Here is an 18,827-nt window from a genome sequence, read left to right as displayed (position 1 = left end):
TTATGACGAAATTATCATCAGCAAAAGGACCATTATATTTACAAATAAAACAAATTATTGAAGATAGAATTATCCATGGGATATATACCGTTGGAAATTATATACCTACAGAGATAGAGTTCGAAAAAGAGTTTGATGTCAGTAAAGTGACTGTAAGAGCTGCAATTAAAGAATTAGTAAACTTGGGCTATCTAGAAAAGAAAAGTGGAAAAGGAACAACGGTAATAAATCATAAACAGATTAACAACATCACAAACAATAAAAATTTCACAGAAAAACTTGTAGAACAAGGCAATAAAATTCAAAAACATATTAAAGATATTACGATAGTGACACATGAAGAAAAAAGTCAATTATTTCAAATGTTTGGCGCCAAATCTTATAAGATAACAAGAGTGTATTTATTAAATCAACAGCCATATATACTATTTCATCACTACTTGCCTTATTCATTGAAAAATTTAAATAAATACGATGAATTAAAGCAGAACAATGATTTGTCAATATATAAGATTCTAGAAGAAGAGAAAATGGAAATACAAAATATTGAAGATAATTTTTCTGTTGGTTTTGATGAAGAAGCTGCAATACAATTAAATCTTAATCTGTCAGAACCGTTGCTCATTAGAGAGAGACAGAGTTATGCAGTATCAGGTGAAGTGATTGAGTATAGTATTGGCTATTACAATAGTAAACTCGAAAAATATAGCATCAGTATAAAATACTGATGTGAAATTTTTCGAATCTTTTGGTAGCGCCTTCATTAATGGGAGGAAAACATGGATTCCAACATTTATTTATTAATTATTACGTTACTTTCAATTTGTATTGTCATACTAGGCGTTGCTTGGTGGAAGTGGCATGCATTTATTAGTTTAACTGTGGCTAGTTTATTTTTAGCAATCATGGCAGGATTATCTCCTGAAAAAATTGTAAAAGCTTATGAAACAGGTGTGGGAGATGTATTAGGGCATTTAGTTGGAATTTTAGCTTTAGGCACTATATTAGGTAAATTGATGTCTGATTCAGGTGCAGGCATGCAAATTTCAGATTATCTAGTGAAGTCATTAGGTTATAAAAAGTTACCTTGGGCAATGATGTTATCAGGTTTTATCATTGGTATACCCGTATTTTTTGAAGTAGGTATTGTTATTTTATTACCACTGGTCATTTCAATGCATAAAACTACAAAAGCAAATATATTACTTATAGCGATTCCGTTATTAGCGGGTTTATCAATTGTTCATGGCATTGTCCCCCCTCACCCTGGAGCGATGACTGCGATCGGTATTTACGATGCAAATTTAGGCAAAGTATTACTTTATTCACTCATTATTGCTTTACCTACTGCGATTATTGCAGGACCGATTTTTGGGAGATTTATTAGTAAACGTTTAGTACCAGAAAATTCACCAGACATCATTAAAGTAGATAATAAAACGAATGGATTTCCAAGCGTGGCAATATCATTTTTAGTTATTGTATTACCTGTATTGTTAATGTTGTTATCTATAATAACGCCATATCTTGGAGATATACCGAATTTTTTGAAAAACACTTTATTATTTATAGGAAGTCCAGTTATAGCTTTATTAATTTCATGCTTTGTTGCATTTTATTTATTAGGTTTCAAACAAGGGATGTCAAAAAATGTAATCAAAGATTTAGTAGAAGAATGTATTTTACCAGTAGGGTCTATTATTCTAATTATCGGTGCTGGTGGAGGATTTAAAGAAATACTTATTGAAACAGGTGTTGGTGACACGATTGCACAAATGACTGAACATCTTTCGCTCTCCCCATTACTATTAGCATTTTTAGTTGCAGGGTTAATACGTGTTGCTACAGGGTCTGCAACAGTTGCATTAACTACAGCTGCAGGTATTGTATCACCAATCATACAGCACATGTCAGGGGTGAATTTAGAATTACTAGTTATAGCTACAGGTGCAGGGTCACTAATGCTGTCTCATGTTAATGATGCTGGATTTTGGATGGTTAAAGAATATTTAGGTTTGAATGTTAAAGAGACATTTAAATCTTGGACAGTAATGGAAACATTACTAGCGTTTGTTGCTTTTATCTTTGCATTTATCATTGATTCGATAATATAAAAGACATTAAAATGATTGTATAAAAAAGTAGGGTTGTTTTTATATAGAAAGCAAAAATAGAACGCGCAACAACTTTATTGAACTTATTGTGTGACATATTACGAAAGGTTGATGATTTTGAAGTGATTAAGGTTTTTTATCTTATTGATTATGGCAATCATAATGTTTGTTTTTATAGCTCATGAGATAAATCAAAGTCATTTAAGTACATGGTTTATCAGTTATTTTCTACTCTATATTATTATTGTACTTTTCAGGAAGCCAACGGATAACAAACGTTAAGCATGCAGTTCAGCAACGTTTTATAACCTTCACCTATGTTTGACTTACGCACATCGTGGAATAATAATATTGTAAGCAATCAAAGGAGGTAATACAATGGCTTTTGAATTTAAGCATGATGCAGGAACTACTGAATTACCAGAAAATATTAATTCGGCGGTTGCGCTAGAATTTTCATTCGTTGACGCATTAGTTGCTTTAGATATAGACGTTAAAGGTATTGCTGATGATAATGACAGTACGAACTTAATTTCACCAATCAAAGAAGAAGTTGGTGACTATGTTTCAGTTGGTACACGTATCGATCCAGACTTTGAATCAATTCGTTCTGCAGCTCCTCAAGTAATTATTGGAGATGCTGATCGTCATAAAGATATATATGATGAATTAAGTGAAATTGCACCTACGATTTTATTTAGCAGTTTTGACGCAGGTTATCAAGAAACGTTAGAAGTTTTCCAGCGCATTGGTACTGCTGTTTCTAAATCTAAAGAAGCGAAAGAACGTTTAGACAGCCATCAAGACTTAGTAAATAACTATAATAATCAAATTTCTATTGATAAAAATAAAGAAACACTAGCTGCAGTAGTCTCTAAACAAGGTGTGACTGCACATTCAGCAAAAACGTATGTAGGTGAATTTTTAGGTAAGTTAGGTTTCAAAAATGCACTTAATGATAAAATTGTTGATAAATTACCAGCATATAGAGAAGCGGATTATTTAGAAATGTCGTATGAACAATTAGCCGAAGTGAATCCAGAAAGATTAATTGTGATGGTTGAAGATAGTGATGACGATGACTTAAGTAAACTGCAAAATAGTAATCAATGGGATGATATTGATGCTGTGAAAAATAACAGGGTTCACTTTGTAAATAGAGATGAATGGGCTAAATTACGTGGCTTAGTAGCTTCTGAAGATATTATTGAAGCTTTAGCTAACTTAAAAGAATAGCTGTAAATATAAATAATAAAGTGGTTGATTAGTTGTAAAATATGCTAATCAACCACTTTTTATGCTACGAGCAAATAAGCACCTATTTCACAGTTGAAAGGGTGCTTATTATAGTTATTGGTAATAAATTGTCGCAGTAAAGGTAATTAATTCAGCGGTATTATTTTGATAAGTATGGGTGATATCACTATTAAAACGTAAAGCCTGTGTTTCATTGATATGATAAATTTCGTCATTCACGATAATTGTTAACACGCCTTTGTTTACGATAATAAATTCTTCAGAGTTTAAATGATGACCTTCCGAAGAGGTTTCGCAACCGGGTTGTATTTCCATCTTAAACATTTCAAACTGTCTAGATTTATCGTATGGGAAATAGGGATATACTACGACATTGTCATCCTCAATAGGCAGAATATCCGTGCTATCAATAAAGTTCACATTATCTTGCTGTTGGGTCGTTAGTTCAGAAAGTGATAAATGTAGCCCATTAGCTATTTTCCATAAAGTTGTAATGGTTGGATTAGATTCTCCTCGTTCTATCTGACTTAGCATATTTTTACTCACATTCGTCAGCTTAGACATTTTATCTAAACTTAATTGGTTTTTCTTGCGATAAGTCATTAAATTACATGCGATGACGTTTTGTATATTACTCATAAAAATCATTCCTTTACATTATATCGAACATATTGTACCATTTAGTGTGTTGTTTTTGAACTACTAGGAGGATATTTTTATGAAACAAAATACAGCTAACACTAAAATGAATTGGTTGTTATTTATAGGTATATTACTTGTAGCAGCTAATTTAAGGGCGCCTATTACTTCAATAGGCATAGCATTACCCCATATAAAAGATGAATTGATGTTATCTAATACGGCAGTCAGCTTTATTACTATTGTACCGTTATTAGCATTCTCCGTCATTTCATTATTTGCGGCTAAGACGAGTCGCCATTTTGGTCTAGAGAAGACGATATTTATCGCGTTAGTACTTATTTTTATTGGCGTTGTTGTTAGATCAATCACGCACGTCTCATTGCTATATATTGGCACAGTATTACTAGGTATTGGTATCGCATTTGGGAACGTCTTGGCACCGGCCTTTATCAAAGCTAAATTCCCACTACGTATAGGTATTATGACAGGTTATTATACGGTGGTTATGAATGTATTTGGGAGTGCGTCAACTTATACGACAGCACCACTTGTAAAGCATTTCCACTATAATATAGCAATAGGCTTAATTAGCATAGTTACATTAATAACACTAATCGTTTGGGCGTTTCAATTAAAAAATAAACCCGAAGAAACATCGCAAGTTGCGTCAACCGATGTAAATGTGTGGAAATCCCCTTTATCATGGCAAATTACGCTTGTTATGGGTGGACAATCATTATTATTCTACTCGTTAGTTAACTGGTTACCAGAATATTTAAATAGCCAAGGTTTCTCACTCGACAAGGCTGGTCTATATTTATCAATCTTACAATTGGCTATTATACCATTAACGTTCGTTACACCGATTATTGCTACTAAAATGCAGTCTCAATACGCGTTAACATTGGGTACGGGTGCATTATTTGTTATTGGGGTCGTCATTATGATGTTTGAACCAACTTGGGCATTATTAGCAGCTATTTTAATTGGAGTTGCTAGTGGGTTAGCCTTCGGTCTAGTAAATACATTTTTCAGTTTAAGAACAGAGCAAGGTACGACTGCTGCTAAGTTATCTGGTATGTCTCAATCGGTCGGATACTTATTTGCGGCAATAGGGCCATTGTTCTTCGGTATTTTACATGATATTTCAGGAAGCTGGATACTTTCATTAAGTATATTATTAATTACTGCACTTGCCATTATGATATTTGGTGCTGGCGCAGGTAAAAATAAGACGATAGAACAGACGTTAAATGTAAAGTAGATATATAAATTTTAAGTAGCTTATTTCACGACATGTGAGATAAGCTTTTTTTGTTAAATGAGATTTTCATATATTATCACTATATAATCAACACATGAAGGCTAATAAAAATATAGTTTTTTATATAAAATATCCCTAGACATATTGTGATAAGTAACAAGTTATGATTAAATTAAGAAAACGCTTACATAAATACGAAATTGGGGGATTTGTTATATGATTACTTTTATTATATCAATTATCTTACTTGTCGTTGGCTATTTTACATATGGTAAATATATTGATAAGATGTTTGGCCCTAAAGAGGACCGACCAACACCTGCATACAACCAACGTGATAACGTAGACTATTTGCCGATGAAAACATCATCTAACTCTTTAATTCAGCTGTTAAATATTGCTGGTGTAGGACCTATATTCGGACCAATAATGGGGGCATTGTATGGTCCCGTTGCATTTGTTTGGATCGTTGTCGGTTGTATTTTTGCTGGGGCGGTACATGATTATTTAACGGGGATGATTTCAATACGTAACAAAGGGGCACACTTACCTGAATTAGCAGGGAAATTTTTAGGTAATGTGATGAAGCACTTCGTTAATATTTTTTCTATCTTATTATTACTACTCACTGGAACGGTCTTCGTTACAAGTCCAGCCTTATTACTCTATAATTTAATGGATGGCCGTATCGCATTAGGTATAATTATTTTCGTGATTTTTGTGTATTATATTTTATCTACAATTTTACCAATAGACAAAATTATTGGACGTATTTATCCAATTTTTGGAGCGTTATTATTAATCAGTGCGGTAGGTATCGGTTTTAGATTAATTCAAACAGGAGCGCCGATTCCCGAACTAAGCTTTAAAAATATGCATCCTGCTGGTGCACCCATATTCCCATTATTATTCTTTACGATTACATGTGGTGCCTTGTCTGGATTCCATGCGACACAAACACCTATTATTTCTAGAACTACGAATAAAGAGCAAAACGCGCGTTTTATTTTCTATGGCATGATGGTTGCTGAAGGTATTATAGCTATGATTTGGGCAGCAGCCGGCATGAGTTTATTTCACGGTTATAGTGGTTTACAAGATATTTTAAATCGTGGTGAAGCTGCATTAGTAGTAAGTAAGGCTTCTAATTTATTACTTGGCTCAGTAATTGGCACGATTGCAGTTATAGGTGTAATCATTTTACCAATTACAAGTGGCGATACTTCATTTAGAAGTGCACGTATGATTATTGCCGATTATTTAAACGTTGAACAACGTAGCATGATGAAAAGAATTATCGTAGCAGCACCATTATTTGTGATTAGTTTCGGTTTAACTCAAGTTGATTTCACTATACTATGGCGTTACTTCTCTTGGGCCAACCAAACGACAGCCGTTGTAGCCTTATGGGTTGGAGCTATGTATCTGTTAATTGCTAAAAAGAACTTTTGGGTCGCTGCAATACCGGCAGTTTTTATGACATGGAACATTTTTGTCTATATATTAAGCCAGAAGATCGGTTTAGGTTTAGACTTAACACTTAGCTATTATATTGGATTTGTATTAACGTTACTCTGGATCGCTTATTTCGGTTATCAATATAAGAAGATGGTTTCAGCCAAATCATTCGAACTTGATTATCCGATTACTGGAAAACAACAACTCACTTAAAATTATATGTAATAGTAAAAGTATCGCCTGAAGACAATTATGATGTCTCAGGCTCATTTATAATTTGTATAATGTTTCACGTTAAACATTAGCTTATATTTTATTAGTGTGGGTGCTTACACATACTAGGAATTAAGAAAATATCTATAAATAGCCAAACTCCTAGTATAAATAGGCAAAAGTAGCCGATAAAAATCGCTACTGTCGCCCATGCAATAACTGCTAGAATAACTTGGAAAATACCTGAAACAGTTTTACCGCAATAGAAACGGTGTATGCCGAGTTGACCTAAAAAGAACCATAAAACATAAGCGATGACGATATTACGTTGTTGTGGTGCATAGTCGTTCGAAGGCATTGCATTCACTCCTTGTATCTATTTAAAGCGTTACGGTTATCTTAACTTAAATTAAAATAAAAAAACAAGTAGGCGGCGACCTACTTGTTTGTAATATATCATAACAGAAAAGGAGAGCTTGGCATTGAGCAGGGGCTCAAATTGCTTAATACCAAGTTTATTACTAATGTACATAATGGCTAGCGTACATCTCATTTGTTTTGGAAATCTATTTTGGCTTGATAGCAAACGCGCGTACCGGAAAGCCGGGAGCGTCATTTGCTTTGGGGCATATTGTGAAAATAATAGCACCACGGGCTGGTAATTGGTCTAAATTAGTTAGCAATTCAATTTGAAAAATGTCTTGCTCAAGGACATAACGTTGGCTGACGAAGTCTTCGTTACGTGTTGCATCGATAGCAGCATCCGTATCGAAAGTTTCGTGCCCGATTGCTTTTACTTGGCGTTCTTCGATTAAAAACTGTAATGCATCTCGGATCCAACCCGGGGTGTGAGGTTGGCCATGCGTATCTTTATTTTCAAATTGCGTAGTATCGGGCCACCGTTTAGACCAATCTGTTCTTAACGCGACGAATGTGTGTGGGTCGATTTTACCGTTAATACGTTCCCATTGAGTTAAATGTGCTTTGGTAACTATAAAGTCTGCGTCTTGCGCGACTTCTGACGAATAGTCTAAGACAATCAACGGTAACGCAAATTCTGTTAATTCAAAGTCATTTAGACTGCGGGCATGATTAACAAAATGATTCGGTGCATCGAGATGTGTACCGTATTGAGTAACGAGGTTCCAACGTTGAACATAGTAACCATCATCTTTCACAGTTGCTAATGGTTTTACGCTTGCACGCTCGTCTTCGCTAAAGCATGGAATGATGTCGTCAAACTTATGTGTTAGATCGACCCATTCTGCACTTTTTAGTTGTTCAAGTTGGTTCCATAATGGATAACGCATTGATAACATCACCTACATCTTATTTTCTAAACAGTAGCTGACTTTGTTTCACGTAATTTATCTACTGAGTTAACTAATACAGTTAATGCTTCACGTACTTCGTCTTCTTTACGCGTTTTTAAACCGCAATCTGGGTTAACCCAGAATAGTGAACGATCAATTTGTTGTAAAGCACGGTCGATGGCTGTCGTAATTTCTTCTTCAGTAGGGATACGTGGACTATGGATATCATATACACCAAGTCCAATACCTAAATCATACGTAATGTCTTCAAAGTCTTGAATTAAATCACCATGACTACGTGATGTTTCGATTGAAATAACATCAGCATCTAAATCATAGATAGCATGGATGATTTGTCCAAATTGAGAATAACACATATGCGTGTGAATTTGTGTTGCATCTGCGACTGAAGACGTTGCAAGTTTAAATGAATGTACTGCTTTATCTAAGTAATCAGCATGGTATTCAGAACGTAAAGGTAAACCTTCTCGTAATGCTGGTTCGTCTACTTGGATAATTTTGATGCCTGCGTCTTCTAAAGCTAATACTTCTTCGTTAATAGCTAAAGCGATTTGGTTTTGAACTTCTTCGCGAGGTAAGTCTACGCGTTCGAATGACCAGTTCAAGATTGTCACAGGGCCAGTTAACATACCTTTTACAGGTTTGTCAGTTAAACCTTGCGCATATAATGTTTCTTTCACTGTTAAAGGTTCGTTCCATTTAACATCTCCGTAAATGATTGGTGGCTTAACGGCACGAGAACCGTATGATTGAACCCAACCGAATTTAGTCACTAAGAAACCTTGTAATTTTTCGCCGAAGAATTCAACCATGTCGTTACGCTCGAATTCACCATGAACAAGGACGTCTAAACCAATGTCTTCTTGAATTTTAATCCAACGTGCGATTTCACTTTCTAAGAACTCATTGTATTCAGCATCTGAAATACGGTTGTTTTTCCATGCAGCACGTTGTTTACGTACTTCTGGTGATTGAGGGAAAGAACCGATTGTCGTCGTTGGTAAGTCAGGTAAATTTAATTGTGCATCTTGTTCTTTACGACGTTCATCAAATGGTGATTTACGAGAAGAACGTACGCTATCAAAGTCATATTCAAGATTTTTGAATGATTGATTTTGGAAACGTTCATAACGTGCTTTTAGCTCATCAAATTTAGCACTGTCATTCTCATTAAATAGACGTCTTAAAGCGTCTAATTCATCTAATTTTTCTGTCGCAAAACTTAAACCTTCTGCGATTGATTCGTCTAACGTTTCATCATCTAGTGAAACTGGCACGTGTAATAATGATGATGATGGTTGGATTACTAATTCAGTAGTGTAATCTTGAAGTTTTTCGATTAATGATTGTTTTGCTTCTATGTCAGCTGCCCAAACGTTACGTCCATCAATAATACCAGCATATAATACTTTATCTTTAGCTAAGTCGCCTGCTACAATTTGTGATAAATTGTAGCCGTTATCGTGTACAAAGTCTAAACCTAATCCTTTTACAGGTAAGCTGTTTAAGAATTTTAAGTTCACACGTTCAAAGTATGTTTGGATGACTAGTTTGTCAGCTACACCAGCTTGTGCGAAGTAATCGTAAGCTTGACGTGTAATATCTTCAAAGTCTGCACTTGTATCAGTAACTAGTACGGGCTCATCGATTTGAATATATTCTGCACCAGCGTCTACTAGTGATTGTAAAACTTCTTTATATAATGGTAATAGCGTTTCTACTTTTTCTTCAAAAGTTTGATTACCACCTTTAGAAAGTTGAAAGAAAGTAATCGGTCCTACAATAACAGGATGAGCATTAACATTTAATGACTGTGCGTAGTTAAAGCGTTCTAATAAAACATTGTGATTTAATTTTGGTTCTGCATTATCCCATTCTGGAACGATATAGTGATAGTTTGTGTTAAACCATTTGATTAATGCACTAGCTACGTGTTCTTTGTTACCTCTTGCGATATCAAATAATAAGTCGTTATTTACTTCACGACCTTGGAATCGTTCTGGAATGATATTGAATAATAATGATGTATCAAGAATGTGGTCGTAAAGAGAAAAATCACCAACTGGAATACTATCTAAATTGTAATTTTTTTGGAGTAATAAGTTCTCTTTGTGTAAATCAGTAAGCTGTTGGTTTAATTCGTCAGCATTAATTTTGTTTGACCAGTAACTTTCGATTGTTTTTTTCCATTCTCTCTTTCTACCTAATCTTGGGAAACCTAAATTTGATGTTTTAATTGTCATAATATTGCCTCCTGTGAATTTGAAGTGATCGATTTAGAGTATGCTGCAAGTTCCAGAGATAAGTCTGCACGTTGGAAAGGTGTGATGAGGTACAAGCCGTTAAAATATTCATGAACCGTATCGATAAGCTCTTTACATATTTCAATGCTTAACGCTCTTGTTTTATCTCTATCATCTTTAACTGCTTCGAAGCGTGTAAGTATGTCTTCGGAAAGCTTAATACCAGGTACTTCGTTGTGTAAAAATAATGCATTGTTATAACTAGTAATTGGCATAATGCCAATAAAGAATGGGACATCTAAATGCTTGGTTGCTTCATAAACAGTTTTGATTTTTTCTTTACTATAAACAGGCTGTGTAATGAAATAATCCATACCGCTGTCTATTTTCTTTTCTAGACGTCTAATTGCGCCGTCTAACTTTCTTACATTTGGATCAAATGCTCCTGCGATGTTGAAGTTTGTCTTTTTCTTCAGCGCATCACCATCAGTGTTAATACCTTGGTTAAAACGTTTAGCAATTTCTGTTAAACCTTTAGAGTTTACATCGAATACGTTCATGGCACCTGGTAGATTACCTACTTTTGAAGGATCACCGGTAATCGTTAAAATTTCGTTAACACCTATTAGTGATAATCCTAAAAGATGTGATTGTAAGCCGATTAAGTTACGGTCTCGACAAGTGATGTGTACGAGTGGTTCGATATTATAGTTTTGTTTAATAATACTTGCCGCAGCAACATTACTAATTCGCACGGTAGCTAATGAATTATCGGCAAGTGTGACTGCATCTATTTCTGCATCGTCTAGCTTTTGGATATTCTCAAAAAACTTTTCGGTATCTAAATGCTTTGGTGTATCTAATTCGACAATGATTGTAGCGTCACGTTTAACTTTTGTCGTTAAATTTTCTTTTGCAGTTGTGGATTTTGCTGCCGTATTTTGCTTTGTAATAGGAACGACTTTTTTGTTGTGTATAGGTGTTAAATCTTTAATAGAAGATTTAATGTAATGAATATGTTCTGGAGTCGTGCCACAACAACCCCCAATGAGTCGTACACCTTCGTTTATTAATTTTTCGGCAACTTTTCCAAAGTATTCCGCATTATCGCTATATTTGAACTCACTATTATTTAAATCCAGTAAGCTAGCATTTGGGTAACATGAAAGGTATGCATGTTCTGGTAATTCGATATGTGAAAATGTTTGTTGCATATGGTGTGGACCATGATGACAATTCAGTCCGACGACATCTGCGCCACTGTTGATAACTTGTTGTAAAGCATCATTAATCTTTGACCCATCACGTAAATAGTTAGTATTAGATGCCGTTAACTGGGCGATAATCGGAATATCATATTTGTTACGTGTTGCCTGTATAATGTTGGTTAATTCTTCTAAGTCGTAATAAGTTTCGAAAAGTAAGCCGTCGACGCCTTCTTCTATTAAAGTATCTACTTGGATTTCCGTGTGATACAATATCGCCGATAGACTTAATTCTTCTTGTCTAACACCACGGAAACCACCAACAGTACCTAAAATAAATGTATCTTGTGAAGCGGCCTTTTTAGCAATTTTTACTGCCGCTTGATGAATGTCTTTAACTTTATGTTCTAAACCAAAAGCTTTTAACTTTTCGAAGTTTGCGCCGTAAGTATTGGTTTGTATCACGTCTGCACCTGCTTCAATATAAGTACGATGTATACGTTCTACTCTTTCTGGATGACTTAGATTGTAAGCTTCTGGGCACGTGTCCAATCCTTCAGAGTAAAGTATTGTGCCCATTGCACCATCAGCGACTAGTATGTTGTTCTTCAGTTTGTCCAATAGTTGTTGAGTCATTAAAAGCCTCCTTCAATGCATAATTCAAGTCAGCAATCAGTTCATCAGGATCTTCTAAACCAACACTTAATCTAAATAGACCAAAAGTGATGTTACGTTCATCTCGAACTTCTTTAGGCACCGCGGCGTGTGACATTGTTGCTGGATGTGACAGAATCGTTTCTACGCCACCAAGACTTACTGATACTAAAGGTAATGATAAGGCGTCAACGAAAGCTTGAGCTTTCGTTTCATCTTTTAAACGAAAACCTAAAACTGCGCCACCATGTTGTGCCTGAGATAAATGCAATTTATCATTTCCTGGGTAATACACTTCAGCAATTTCATCACGTTGTTGCAAAAATGCCTCAAGTTTTTGTGCGTTATCTACAGATTGCTTAAATCTTACTGGTAATGTTTTTAAATGTTTTGCTAATGTCCAACTATCTTGTGCCGAAAGGGCAGTACCTGTACCGTTTTGTAAAAGATAAAGTGCATCTGCTAATGTTTGATCGTTAGTAATTGCAGCGCCAGCAATAATATCGCTATGACCCCCTAAAAATTTGGTAGCACTATGTACAACGACATCTGCGCCAAGTTCTAGTGGAGATTGACCAAGTGGCGTCATAAACGTATTATCTACGGCTAAAAGTAAATCGTGATCATGTGCAACTTTTGCAGCAGCACGAACATCTGTGATTTTAAATAAAGGATTGGATGGCGTTTCTATATAGACTAATTTAGTGTTATCTTCGATAGACTGTTCGATTTGTGAAATATCCGTTGTGTCTACAGTTGTGAAACGAATATTAAAGCGTGTTAATATTTGTTCTGTTAAGCGGAAAGTACCGCCATACACATCATCAGGTAAAATGACGTGGTCATCAGCTTTAAGTGTGAGCAACACTGCTGAAATAGCTGCGATGCCTGATGCATAAGCAAATGCATAACTCCCACCTTCAAGTTTAGCTAATTTTTCTTCTAATAATTTACGGTTAGGATTACCACTTCTTGCATAGTCGTATTCTGCGCCGCCACCTAAAACCTTTTGATGGAATGTTGAAGAATCATATAAGGGTGGGTTTGCTGAATCGTAATCGTGTCCTCTATGTGAATCGAAAATCACTTCTGTATTTTTGGATAAACTCATGAAATCACTCCTACTTTCGCTTTATCTAATGCCTGAATAAGGTCTGCTTCAATATCTTCATAGTCTTCAACGCCAATTGATAATCTGATTAAGTGTGCATCAATACCACGTTTATCTTTCTCTTCGTCTGGCATATCAACATGTGTTTGTGTATATGGGAAAGTGATTAATGTTTCAGTGCCGCCTAAACTTTCGGCAAAGATACAAACTTTAATATTTTCTAAAAGTTTTTCAACGCTAAATGCTTTGTTAAGTCTTAAACTCAACATGCCTGTGCGACCACTGTATAAAACTTCGTCTATTGCATCTAAGTTACTACATCGTTCGGCGAGTAATTTAGCATTATATTCCGAACGATCAATACGTAAATGTAAAGTCTTTAAGCCACGTTGTAATAAATAACTATCGATTGGTGATAACGTTGCGCCAGTCATGTTATGCAATGCGGCCAATGCTTCAGCGAGGCTTTCGTCTTTAACAGTTACCACACCGCCGAGTACATCGTTATGACCGCCAATATATTTAGTTCCAGAATGTAAAACGATGTCAGCGCCATCTGCTAACGGTGTGGATAAATAAGGTGTTAAGAAAGTATTATCGATTATTGTTAACAAATCATGCTTCTTACTTAAAACGTAGTAAGGTTCGACATCAACTTCAATCATTAGCGGATTGGATATAGGTTCAATAAATAGGGCACGTGTATTGTCGTTAATGTTTTTAGCTACTTCTTCATAATTTAGAAAATCAACATATTTAAAGCGAATGCCATATTGTTGTTCGTAAAAATCAAACAATCTGAACGTGCCACCGTATAAATCGAATGACACTAAAATTTCATCACCTGGTTTGAAAATATTACAAACGAGTTGAATGGCCGCCATACCACTTGACGTAGCAAATGATGCAAGACCTCTTTCTAATTTGGCAAATGATTCTTCGAAGGCTGTACGTGTTGGATTTTTAGTACGTGTGTAGTCATAGCCTGTTGATTGTCCTAAGTGTGGATGTTGATAAGCCGTTGCTAAATAGATAGGGTTAGCTAACGCGCCAGTGTGATCTTCCGTCAATGCGATTTGAGCAAGTTCTGTATTTTTCATCATCGATAACCTCCTTGTAAAAATAAAAAAAGCTTCCGTCCTTTAAACCCGAACGAATCGGATGTAAAGGACGAAAGCTTGCTTCGTGGTACCACCTTAATTTGTTATTTTATTGCTAAAATAACCTTATCCAGTACGCAATCTGTTAAATAGAAAATTTGAATTGGAATGCCTTCGATAAGTAAAAATCGTATAAAAAAAGCTCACCTTATAATGTATAAAATGAGTATTAACGAAATTGACGACGTATCGAATGATTCCAGTACGGCATTTAACAAATGTTAATACTGTAGCGCTATAACGGGCACGCCCGGTGACACCTCATATTGGCATCAACACTCAAAGGCCATTTTCAAACTTTCTTTCTGTGTCTTCTTTCAGCATATGAAGACTCTCTGTGTCAGCAGTGTAAGTTCTACTTTCCTTATTACTGTGTTTGTTTCGTATGAATTTCTTAATTGATATGTCATAGATTACACATAATAAAAAGCTTTGTCAATAACTTTTCTGAAAATTATGATTAAACAAAATAATCAAACTATATCAAAGTGTGAAAGAACGCTTTATTGGCAATACTTATATTACTTGTTCTACAGTTATAATTTACTTAAAATAAAATGAAGACATTTTATAAAGTAGGTGATGAACATCGTAAAGTCTGCAGATGAAAGACTACAGCTAGATGATGGTTCTGCAATACAACAGATAGATACCGATCAAATTAAACCCAATCCTTATCAACCGCGAAAAACGTTTGATGATGCTAAACTTGATGATTTATCTCGTTCGATTCAACAACATGGCATTTTACAGCCCATCGTATTACGTACAACAATAACTGGCTATCATATTGTAGTAGGGGAAAGACGTTTTCGCGCAGCAAAACTGGCCAAGCTGAAGCGAGTACCTGCAATTGTAAAGTCATTATCTGATGAAGATATGATGGAATTGGCTATCATTGAAAATTTGCAACGTGAGGATCTAAATGCAATAGAAGAAGCTGAAAGTTATAAAAAACTTATGGATGATTTGCAACTAACACAGCAACAAGTGGCACAGCGCTTAAGTAAATCACGCCCTTACATTGCTAATATGTTACGTTTACTTCATTTACCATCGACAGTTATGCGTATGATTCAACAAGGAGAACTATCAGGAGCCCATGGGCGTACATTATTAGCGCTAAAAAACACAACTGAAATGACCAAATTAGCGAAACGTGTACGTCGTGAAGCTTGGAGTGTTAGATATTTAGAACAATATATAAGTAACAATAAATCACTAAGAGATAACCATAAACAACAAGATACTAAAACGAAACCTAAATTTATAAAGCAACAAGAACGACAATTAAAAGAACAATATGGAACAAATGTAGCTATAACGACTAAGAAAAATAAAGGCCAAATTACATTTGAATTTGCTTCTGAAGAAGCGTTTAAAAGATTAGTACAACAGCTTAATGAAAAATACAAAAAATGAATAATTATAAATTTTTAATGAGCGATCAAAGTCCACGAAAAGTTGATCAATAAGTTAATTTTATAACAGTAAATAGACCATGGAATGATGGTCTATTTTTTTATGTTGAGCAATGTTTTTGTATTATTATTTCATTTTATTATATAAAAAAGAAGATTTAATCATAATTATTAAAAATAATATAAAATTTCTTTGATGAAATACATTCTATTAAACAAAAATATAACACTACAGTAAGGTACAAAAATGAATTTGTTGTAGTTAATAATGTTTATCTAAAGATAAGAGGTCAGAAAAAGTGACAAGGATGATAACATTTCCTTGTCACCGGAATATAAATGACGTTGTAGTATAAATGTTAACTCGTTATATAGTCGCCACCGTTGATGTGTATCACTTGTCCAGTAATATATGAACTATCTGCGTCACTTGCTAAGAAAACATAGGCAGGCGCTAATTCGGCTGGTTGACCACGGCGACCCATCGGTGTTTCGTCACCTTGATTTGCTACTTTATCTTCTGAGAAAGTAGCGGGAATTAATGGTGTATAAATCGGTCCTGGAGCTACGGCATTCACACGAATCCCTTTTTCATTTAAACTAGTTGCGATTGAACGTGTGAAAGAAACGATAGCACCTTTGGTAGCAGAATAATCAATTAAATGCCCTGATCCACGATAAGCGGTAACACTAGTAGTGTTAACAATGGCGTCACCTTTAGAAAGGTGTGGTTCTGCGGCTTGAGTAAGGAACATCATACCGAAAATATTCGTTTCAAAAGTCTCTTTAATTTGCTCAGGCGTAATATCTGCAAAACGATCTTGTGGGAATTGGACGCCGCCATTATTAACTAGAATGTTTAGTTGACCAAAATCAGCTACGACGTCTTTAATTAATTGTTGTGAGTCTTCTACTTTTTTAAGGTCATGAGCGTAAGCCTTTGCTTTCACTCCTAATGCTTCAACACGTGCTACTACGTTTTTAGCATCTTCATGTTCGTCATAGTAACCTATCGCCACATTAGCGCCTTCCTTAGCAAATAATATGGCTACAGCGCGTCCGATGCCGGAATCGCCACCAGCAACTAGTGCCACCTTGCCTTTTAATTTGCCGCCTGCAGCATAATCATCTAATTCTGTAATAGGTTGTGGTTTCATATCTTTTTCAATACCAGGTTGTCTATCTTGTGTATAACCTTTTATTTGTTTATGAAAATCTAATAAATTCATACATGTTCCTCCTTAAAGGTATTGTTGGGTTCATCTATATATGAGTCAGTCATCTAACTGACTTTGTTATGGATAATATCTGAAGTTGTTCCATAATAGTGTTATTGCCGTTAAAACCAGGTTTAAACAAATAATATTTTGAAATACTTAATAATTTTTATATTTTTTCGAATGAATGCTTCTGTACTTCGGCTTAATTAAAAACAAAAGAAGGAAAGATTTTATGCGCTGATTATATAGTGTTTTAAGACATCCGGGCCACTGAGGTTACTAAGAGGGTAGTCTGACCTATAAAATATATGACATTAAATTAAGCCCATTATCAGTAAAAGATAACGGGCGTGTAGTTGATATATTAAGTTGGGAGCCTACAAGTGTGTTATTATGAAAATTTTCATAATAACATTAACTTAATAAAATAATAAAATAAACAAAGGTATGAGCACTGAACTAAGAATTGCCGTTAAAATCATACCGATTGAACTATAAGCGCCAGATTCGAAATCATATTCTAGTGCTTTTGCTGTGCCAAATCCATGTGCGGCATTACCGTAGGATAACCCCCGAGCAATAGACGATTTGAATTTCGCAATGCTTATTAAATATTCACCAGCCATACTACCTAATAACCCAGTAGCCATAATGAACAATACAGTTAACGTTTCGTTACCGCCCAATTGTTGTGATACTTGAATACCTACGGCAGCAGTGATAGATCTTGGTAACATCGTAATTATAGTTAATTTAGAAAATCCTAATATTTTTAACGCGCCATAAACGATAAAAAAGTTAATACAAACAGCCGTAAGTACACTAGTGAAAATGACTGGGGCATGTTTCATAATCTTGTGACGATGTTGATATAATGGCATAGCTAAACTTACAACAGAACAACTGAGTAAGTAATTGATCCATTTACCGCCAAGCATGTAATCATCATAGTCTTGGCCGAATAATAGGAGCACAATGATTATAAATAGTGCCGTCATTAAAGCAGGATTGAGTAATGGATTTCTAAAACGAGCTTGCAGTTTTGTTGATAAAAAGAAAACTACAATCGTTAACATAATCATTAATATTGTTTTCAACAGTATCATTTTGTATATTCATCTCCATCATCAGTCTTGGCAATCATTTTCTCTGCGATATAACCAGAAATTAAGGCGACACAACAAGTTCCGATAATAATTACAATGATAAATGCTATGAATTTCATACTTATGACAGATCCGATATTCATTGCACCTACTACAGAAGGTACGAAGTAAAATATCATAGTAGAAAGTAAGAAACTCGCTGCGCCTTCGACCATGCGAAGTGGTATGATTTTAAATTGTAATAGTAAGAAAAATAAAATCAATCCAACGATACTGCTCGCTATAGGGATATGTAGTGCTTTTTGAATCACGTTACCAATATATGTAATAACAATAATGAGTATAAATTGTAATAAGATGATCAGCGCTCTTTGTATATATTTCATAAACAGTCCTCCTACAAGACGTGCGCTATTTTAATTGAA

General features: G+C 35.0%; 16 protein-coding genes and 1 other annotated feature. Of the genes, 6 read left to right on the top strand and 10 right to left on the bottom strand.

Translation table 11 applies throughout. From position 1 onward, the window contains the following. Positions 1-2 precede the first annotated feature (2 nt). The 3 genes from RPL90_RS01310 (at position 3) to RPL90_RS01300 (ending at position 3,350) form a co-directional block, all read left to right on the top strand. Positions 3-728 carry a GntR family transcriptional regulator gene (locus RPL90_RS01310; RefSeq protein WP_313541724.1) on the top strand — a complete coding sequence of 242 codons (726 nt, stop codon included), beginning with the start codon at positions 3-5 and terminating at the stop codon, positions 726-728. A gap of 51 nt (positions 729-779) precedes the next feature. After that, the gene (locus RPL90_RS01305; RefSeq protein WP_313541721.1) at positions 780-2,114 is read left to right on the top strand and encodes a GntT/GntP/DsdX family permease; all 1,335 of its coding nucleotides are present in this window, start codon (positions 780-782) and stop codon (positions 2,112-2,114) included. Positions 2,115-2,492: 378 nt separating this feature from the next. After that, positions 2,493-3,350 (top strand): ABC transporter substrate-binding protein, encoded by an 858-nt coding sequence (locus tag RPL90_RS01300; protein ID WP_313541718.1) that lies wholly within the window; start codon positions 2,493-2,495, stop codon positions 3,348-3,350. Positions 3,351-3,464: 114 nt separating this feature from the next. Here RPL90_RS01300 and RPL90_RS01295 read toward each other — a convergent pair whose 3' ends face one another. Further along, the gene (locus tag RPL90_RS01295) at positions 3,465-4,010 is read right to left on the bottom strand and encodes a helix-turn-helix domain-containing protein (RefSeq protein WP_313541715.1); all 546 of its coding nucleotides are present in this window, start codon (positions 4,008-4,010) and stop codon (positions 3,465-3,467) included. Between the two features lie 79 nt (positions 4,011-4,089). On the opposite strand from RPL90_RS01295, the gene RPL90_RS01290 reads away from it, so the two are divergent. Continuing rightward, on the top strand, positions 4,090-5,277 hold the full coding sequence (locus tag RPL90_RS01290; protein ID WP_313541713.1) for a CynX/NimT family MFS transporter: 1,188 nt from the start codon (positions 4,090-4,092) through the stop codon (positions 5,275-5,277). Positions 5,278-5,493: 216 nt separating this feature from the next. Next, complete coding sequence (locus tag RPL90_RS01285) at positions 5,494-6,948, top strand: carbon starvation CstA family protein (protein WP_313541711.1); 1,455 nt, start codon at positions 5,494-5,496, stop codon at positions 6,946-6,948. Between the two features lie 103 nt (positions 6,949-7,051). Here the strand turns inward: RPL90_RS01285 and RPL90_RS01280 are convergent, their stop codons facing one another. The 6 genes from RPL90_RS01280 to RPL90_RS01255 all read right to left on the bottom strand — a co-directional run bounded on the left by RPL90_RS01280 (position 7,052) and on the right by RPL90_RS01255 (position 14,595). Beyond that, the gene (locus RPL90_RS01280) at positions 7,052-7,306 is read right to left on the bottom strand and encodes a TM2 domain-containing protein (protein ID WP_313541708.1); all 255 of its coding nucleotides are present in this window, start codon (positions 7,304-7,306) and stop codon (positions 7,052-7,054) included. Positions 7,307-7,514: 208 nt separating this feature from the next. Continuing rightward, positions 7,515-8,258, bottom strand: a complete 744-nt coding sequence (locus tag RPL90_RS01275; protein ID WP_313541705.1) for a cyclase family protein — start codon at positions 8,256-8,258, stop codon at positions 7,515-7,517. 26 nt (positions 8,259-8,284) lie between these two features. Beyond that, the gene (gene metE / locus RPL90_RS01270; protein ID WP_313541770.1) at positions 8,285-10,528 is read right to left on the bottom strand and encodes a 5-methyltetrahydropteroyltriglutamate--homocysteine S-methyltransferase; all 2,244 of its coding nucleotides are present in this window, start codon (positions 10,526-10,528) and stop codon (positions 8,285-8,287) included. After that, a complete protein-coding gene (locus RPL90_RS01265; RefSeq protein ID WP_313541703.1) occupies positions 10,522-12,366 on the bottom strand; it encodes a bifunctional homocysteine S-methyltransferase/methylenetetrahydrofolate reductase in 1,845 nt (614 codons plus the stop codon). The genes metE and RPL90_RS01265 overlap by 7 nt, the downstream gene beginning before the upstream one ends. Further along, positions 12,317-13,495 carry a cystathionine beta-lyase MetC gene (metC, locus tag RPL90_RS01260; protein ID WP_313541701.1) on the bottom strand — a complete coding sequence of 393 codons (1,179 nt, stop codon included), beginning with the start codon at positions 13,493-13,495 and terminating at the stop codon, positions 12,317-12,319. The genes RPL90_RS01265 and metC overlap by 50 nt, the downstream gene beginning before the upstream one ends. Next, positions 13,492-14,595: a PLP-dependent transferase gene (locus tag RPL90_RS01255; RefSeq protein WP_313541767.1), complete on the bottom strand. Its 1,104-nt coding sequence runs from the start codon at positions 14,593-14,595 to the stop codon at positions 13,492-13,494. Before RPL90_RS01255 ends, metC begins: the two co-directional genes overlap by 4 nt. 63 nt (positions 14,596-14,658) lie before the next feature. After that, positions 14,659-15,035, bottom strand: a binding site (T-box leader). Between the two features lie 202 nt (positions 15,036-15,237). Between RPL90_RS01255 and RPL90_RS01250 the strand changes: the two genes are divergently transcribed. Further along, complete coding sequence (locus tag RPL90_RS01250; RefSeq protein WP_313541698.1) at positions 15,238-16,077, top strand: ParB/RepB/Spo0J family partition protein; 840 nt, start codon at positions 15,238-15,240, stop codon at positions 16,075-16,077. A gap of 358 nt (positions 16,078-16,435) precedes the next feature. Here RPL90_RS01250 and RPL90_RS01245 read toward each other — a convergent pair whose 3' ends face one another. The 3 genes from RPL90_RS01245 to RPL90_RS01235 form a co-directional block, all read right to left on the bottom strand. Continuing rightward, on the bottom strand, positions 16,436-17,305 hold the full coding sequence (locus RPL90_RS01245; RefSeq protein WP_313541695.1) for an SDR family oxidoreductase: 870 nt from the start codon (positions 17,303-17,305) through the stop codon (positions 16,436-16,438). Between the two features lie 410 nt (positions 17,306-17,715). Then, positions 17,716-18,402, bottom strand: a complete 687-nt coding sequence (locus tag RPL90_RS01240) for an LrgB family protein (RefSeq protein ID WP_313541692.1) — start codon at positions 18,400-18,402, stop codon at positions 17,716-17,718. Next, positions 18,399-18,788, bottom strand: a complete 390-nt coding sequence (locus tag RPL90_RS01235; RefSeq protein ID WP_313541689.1) for a CidA/LrgA family protein — start codon at positions 18,786-18,788, stop codon at positions 18,399-18,401. The genes RPL90_RS01240 and RPL90_RS01235 overlap by 4 nt, the downstream gene beginning before the upstream one ends. Between the last annotated feature and the right edge of the window lie 39 nt (positions 18,789-18,827).

The sequence above is a fragment of the Staphylococcus kloosii genome (genome assembly GCF_032139365.1).
Lineage (GTDB): Bacteria > Bacillota > Bacilli > Staphylococcales > Staphylococcaceae > Staphylococcus > Staphylococcus kloosii_A.
This window is presented reverse-complemented; position numbering and strand designations above follow the sequence as displayed.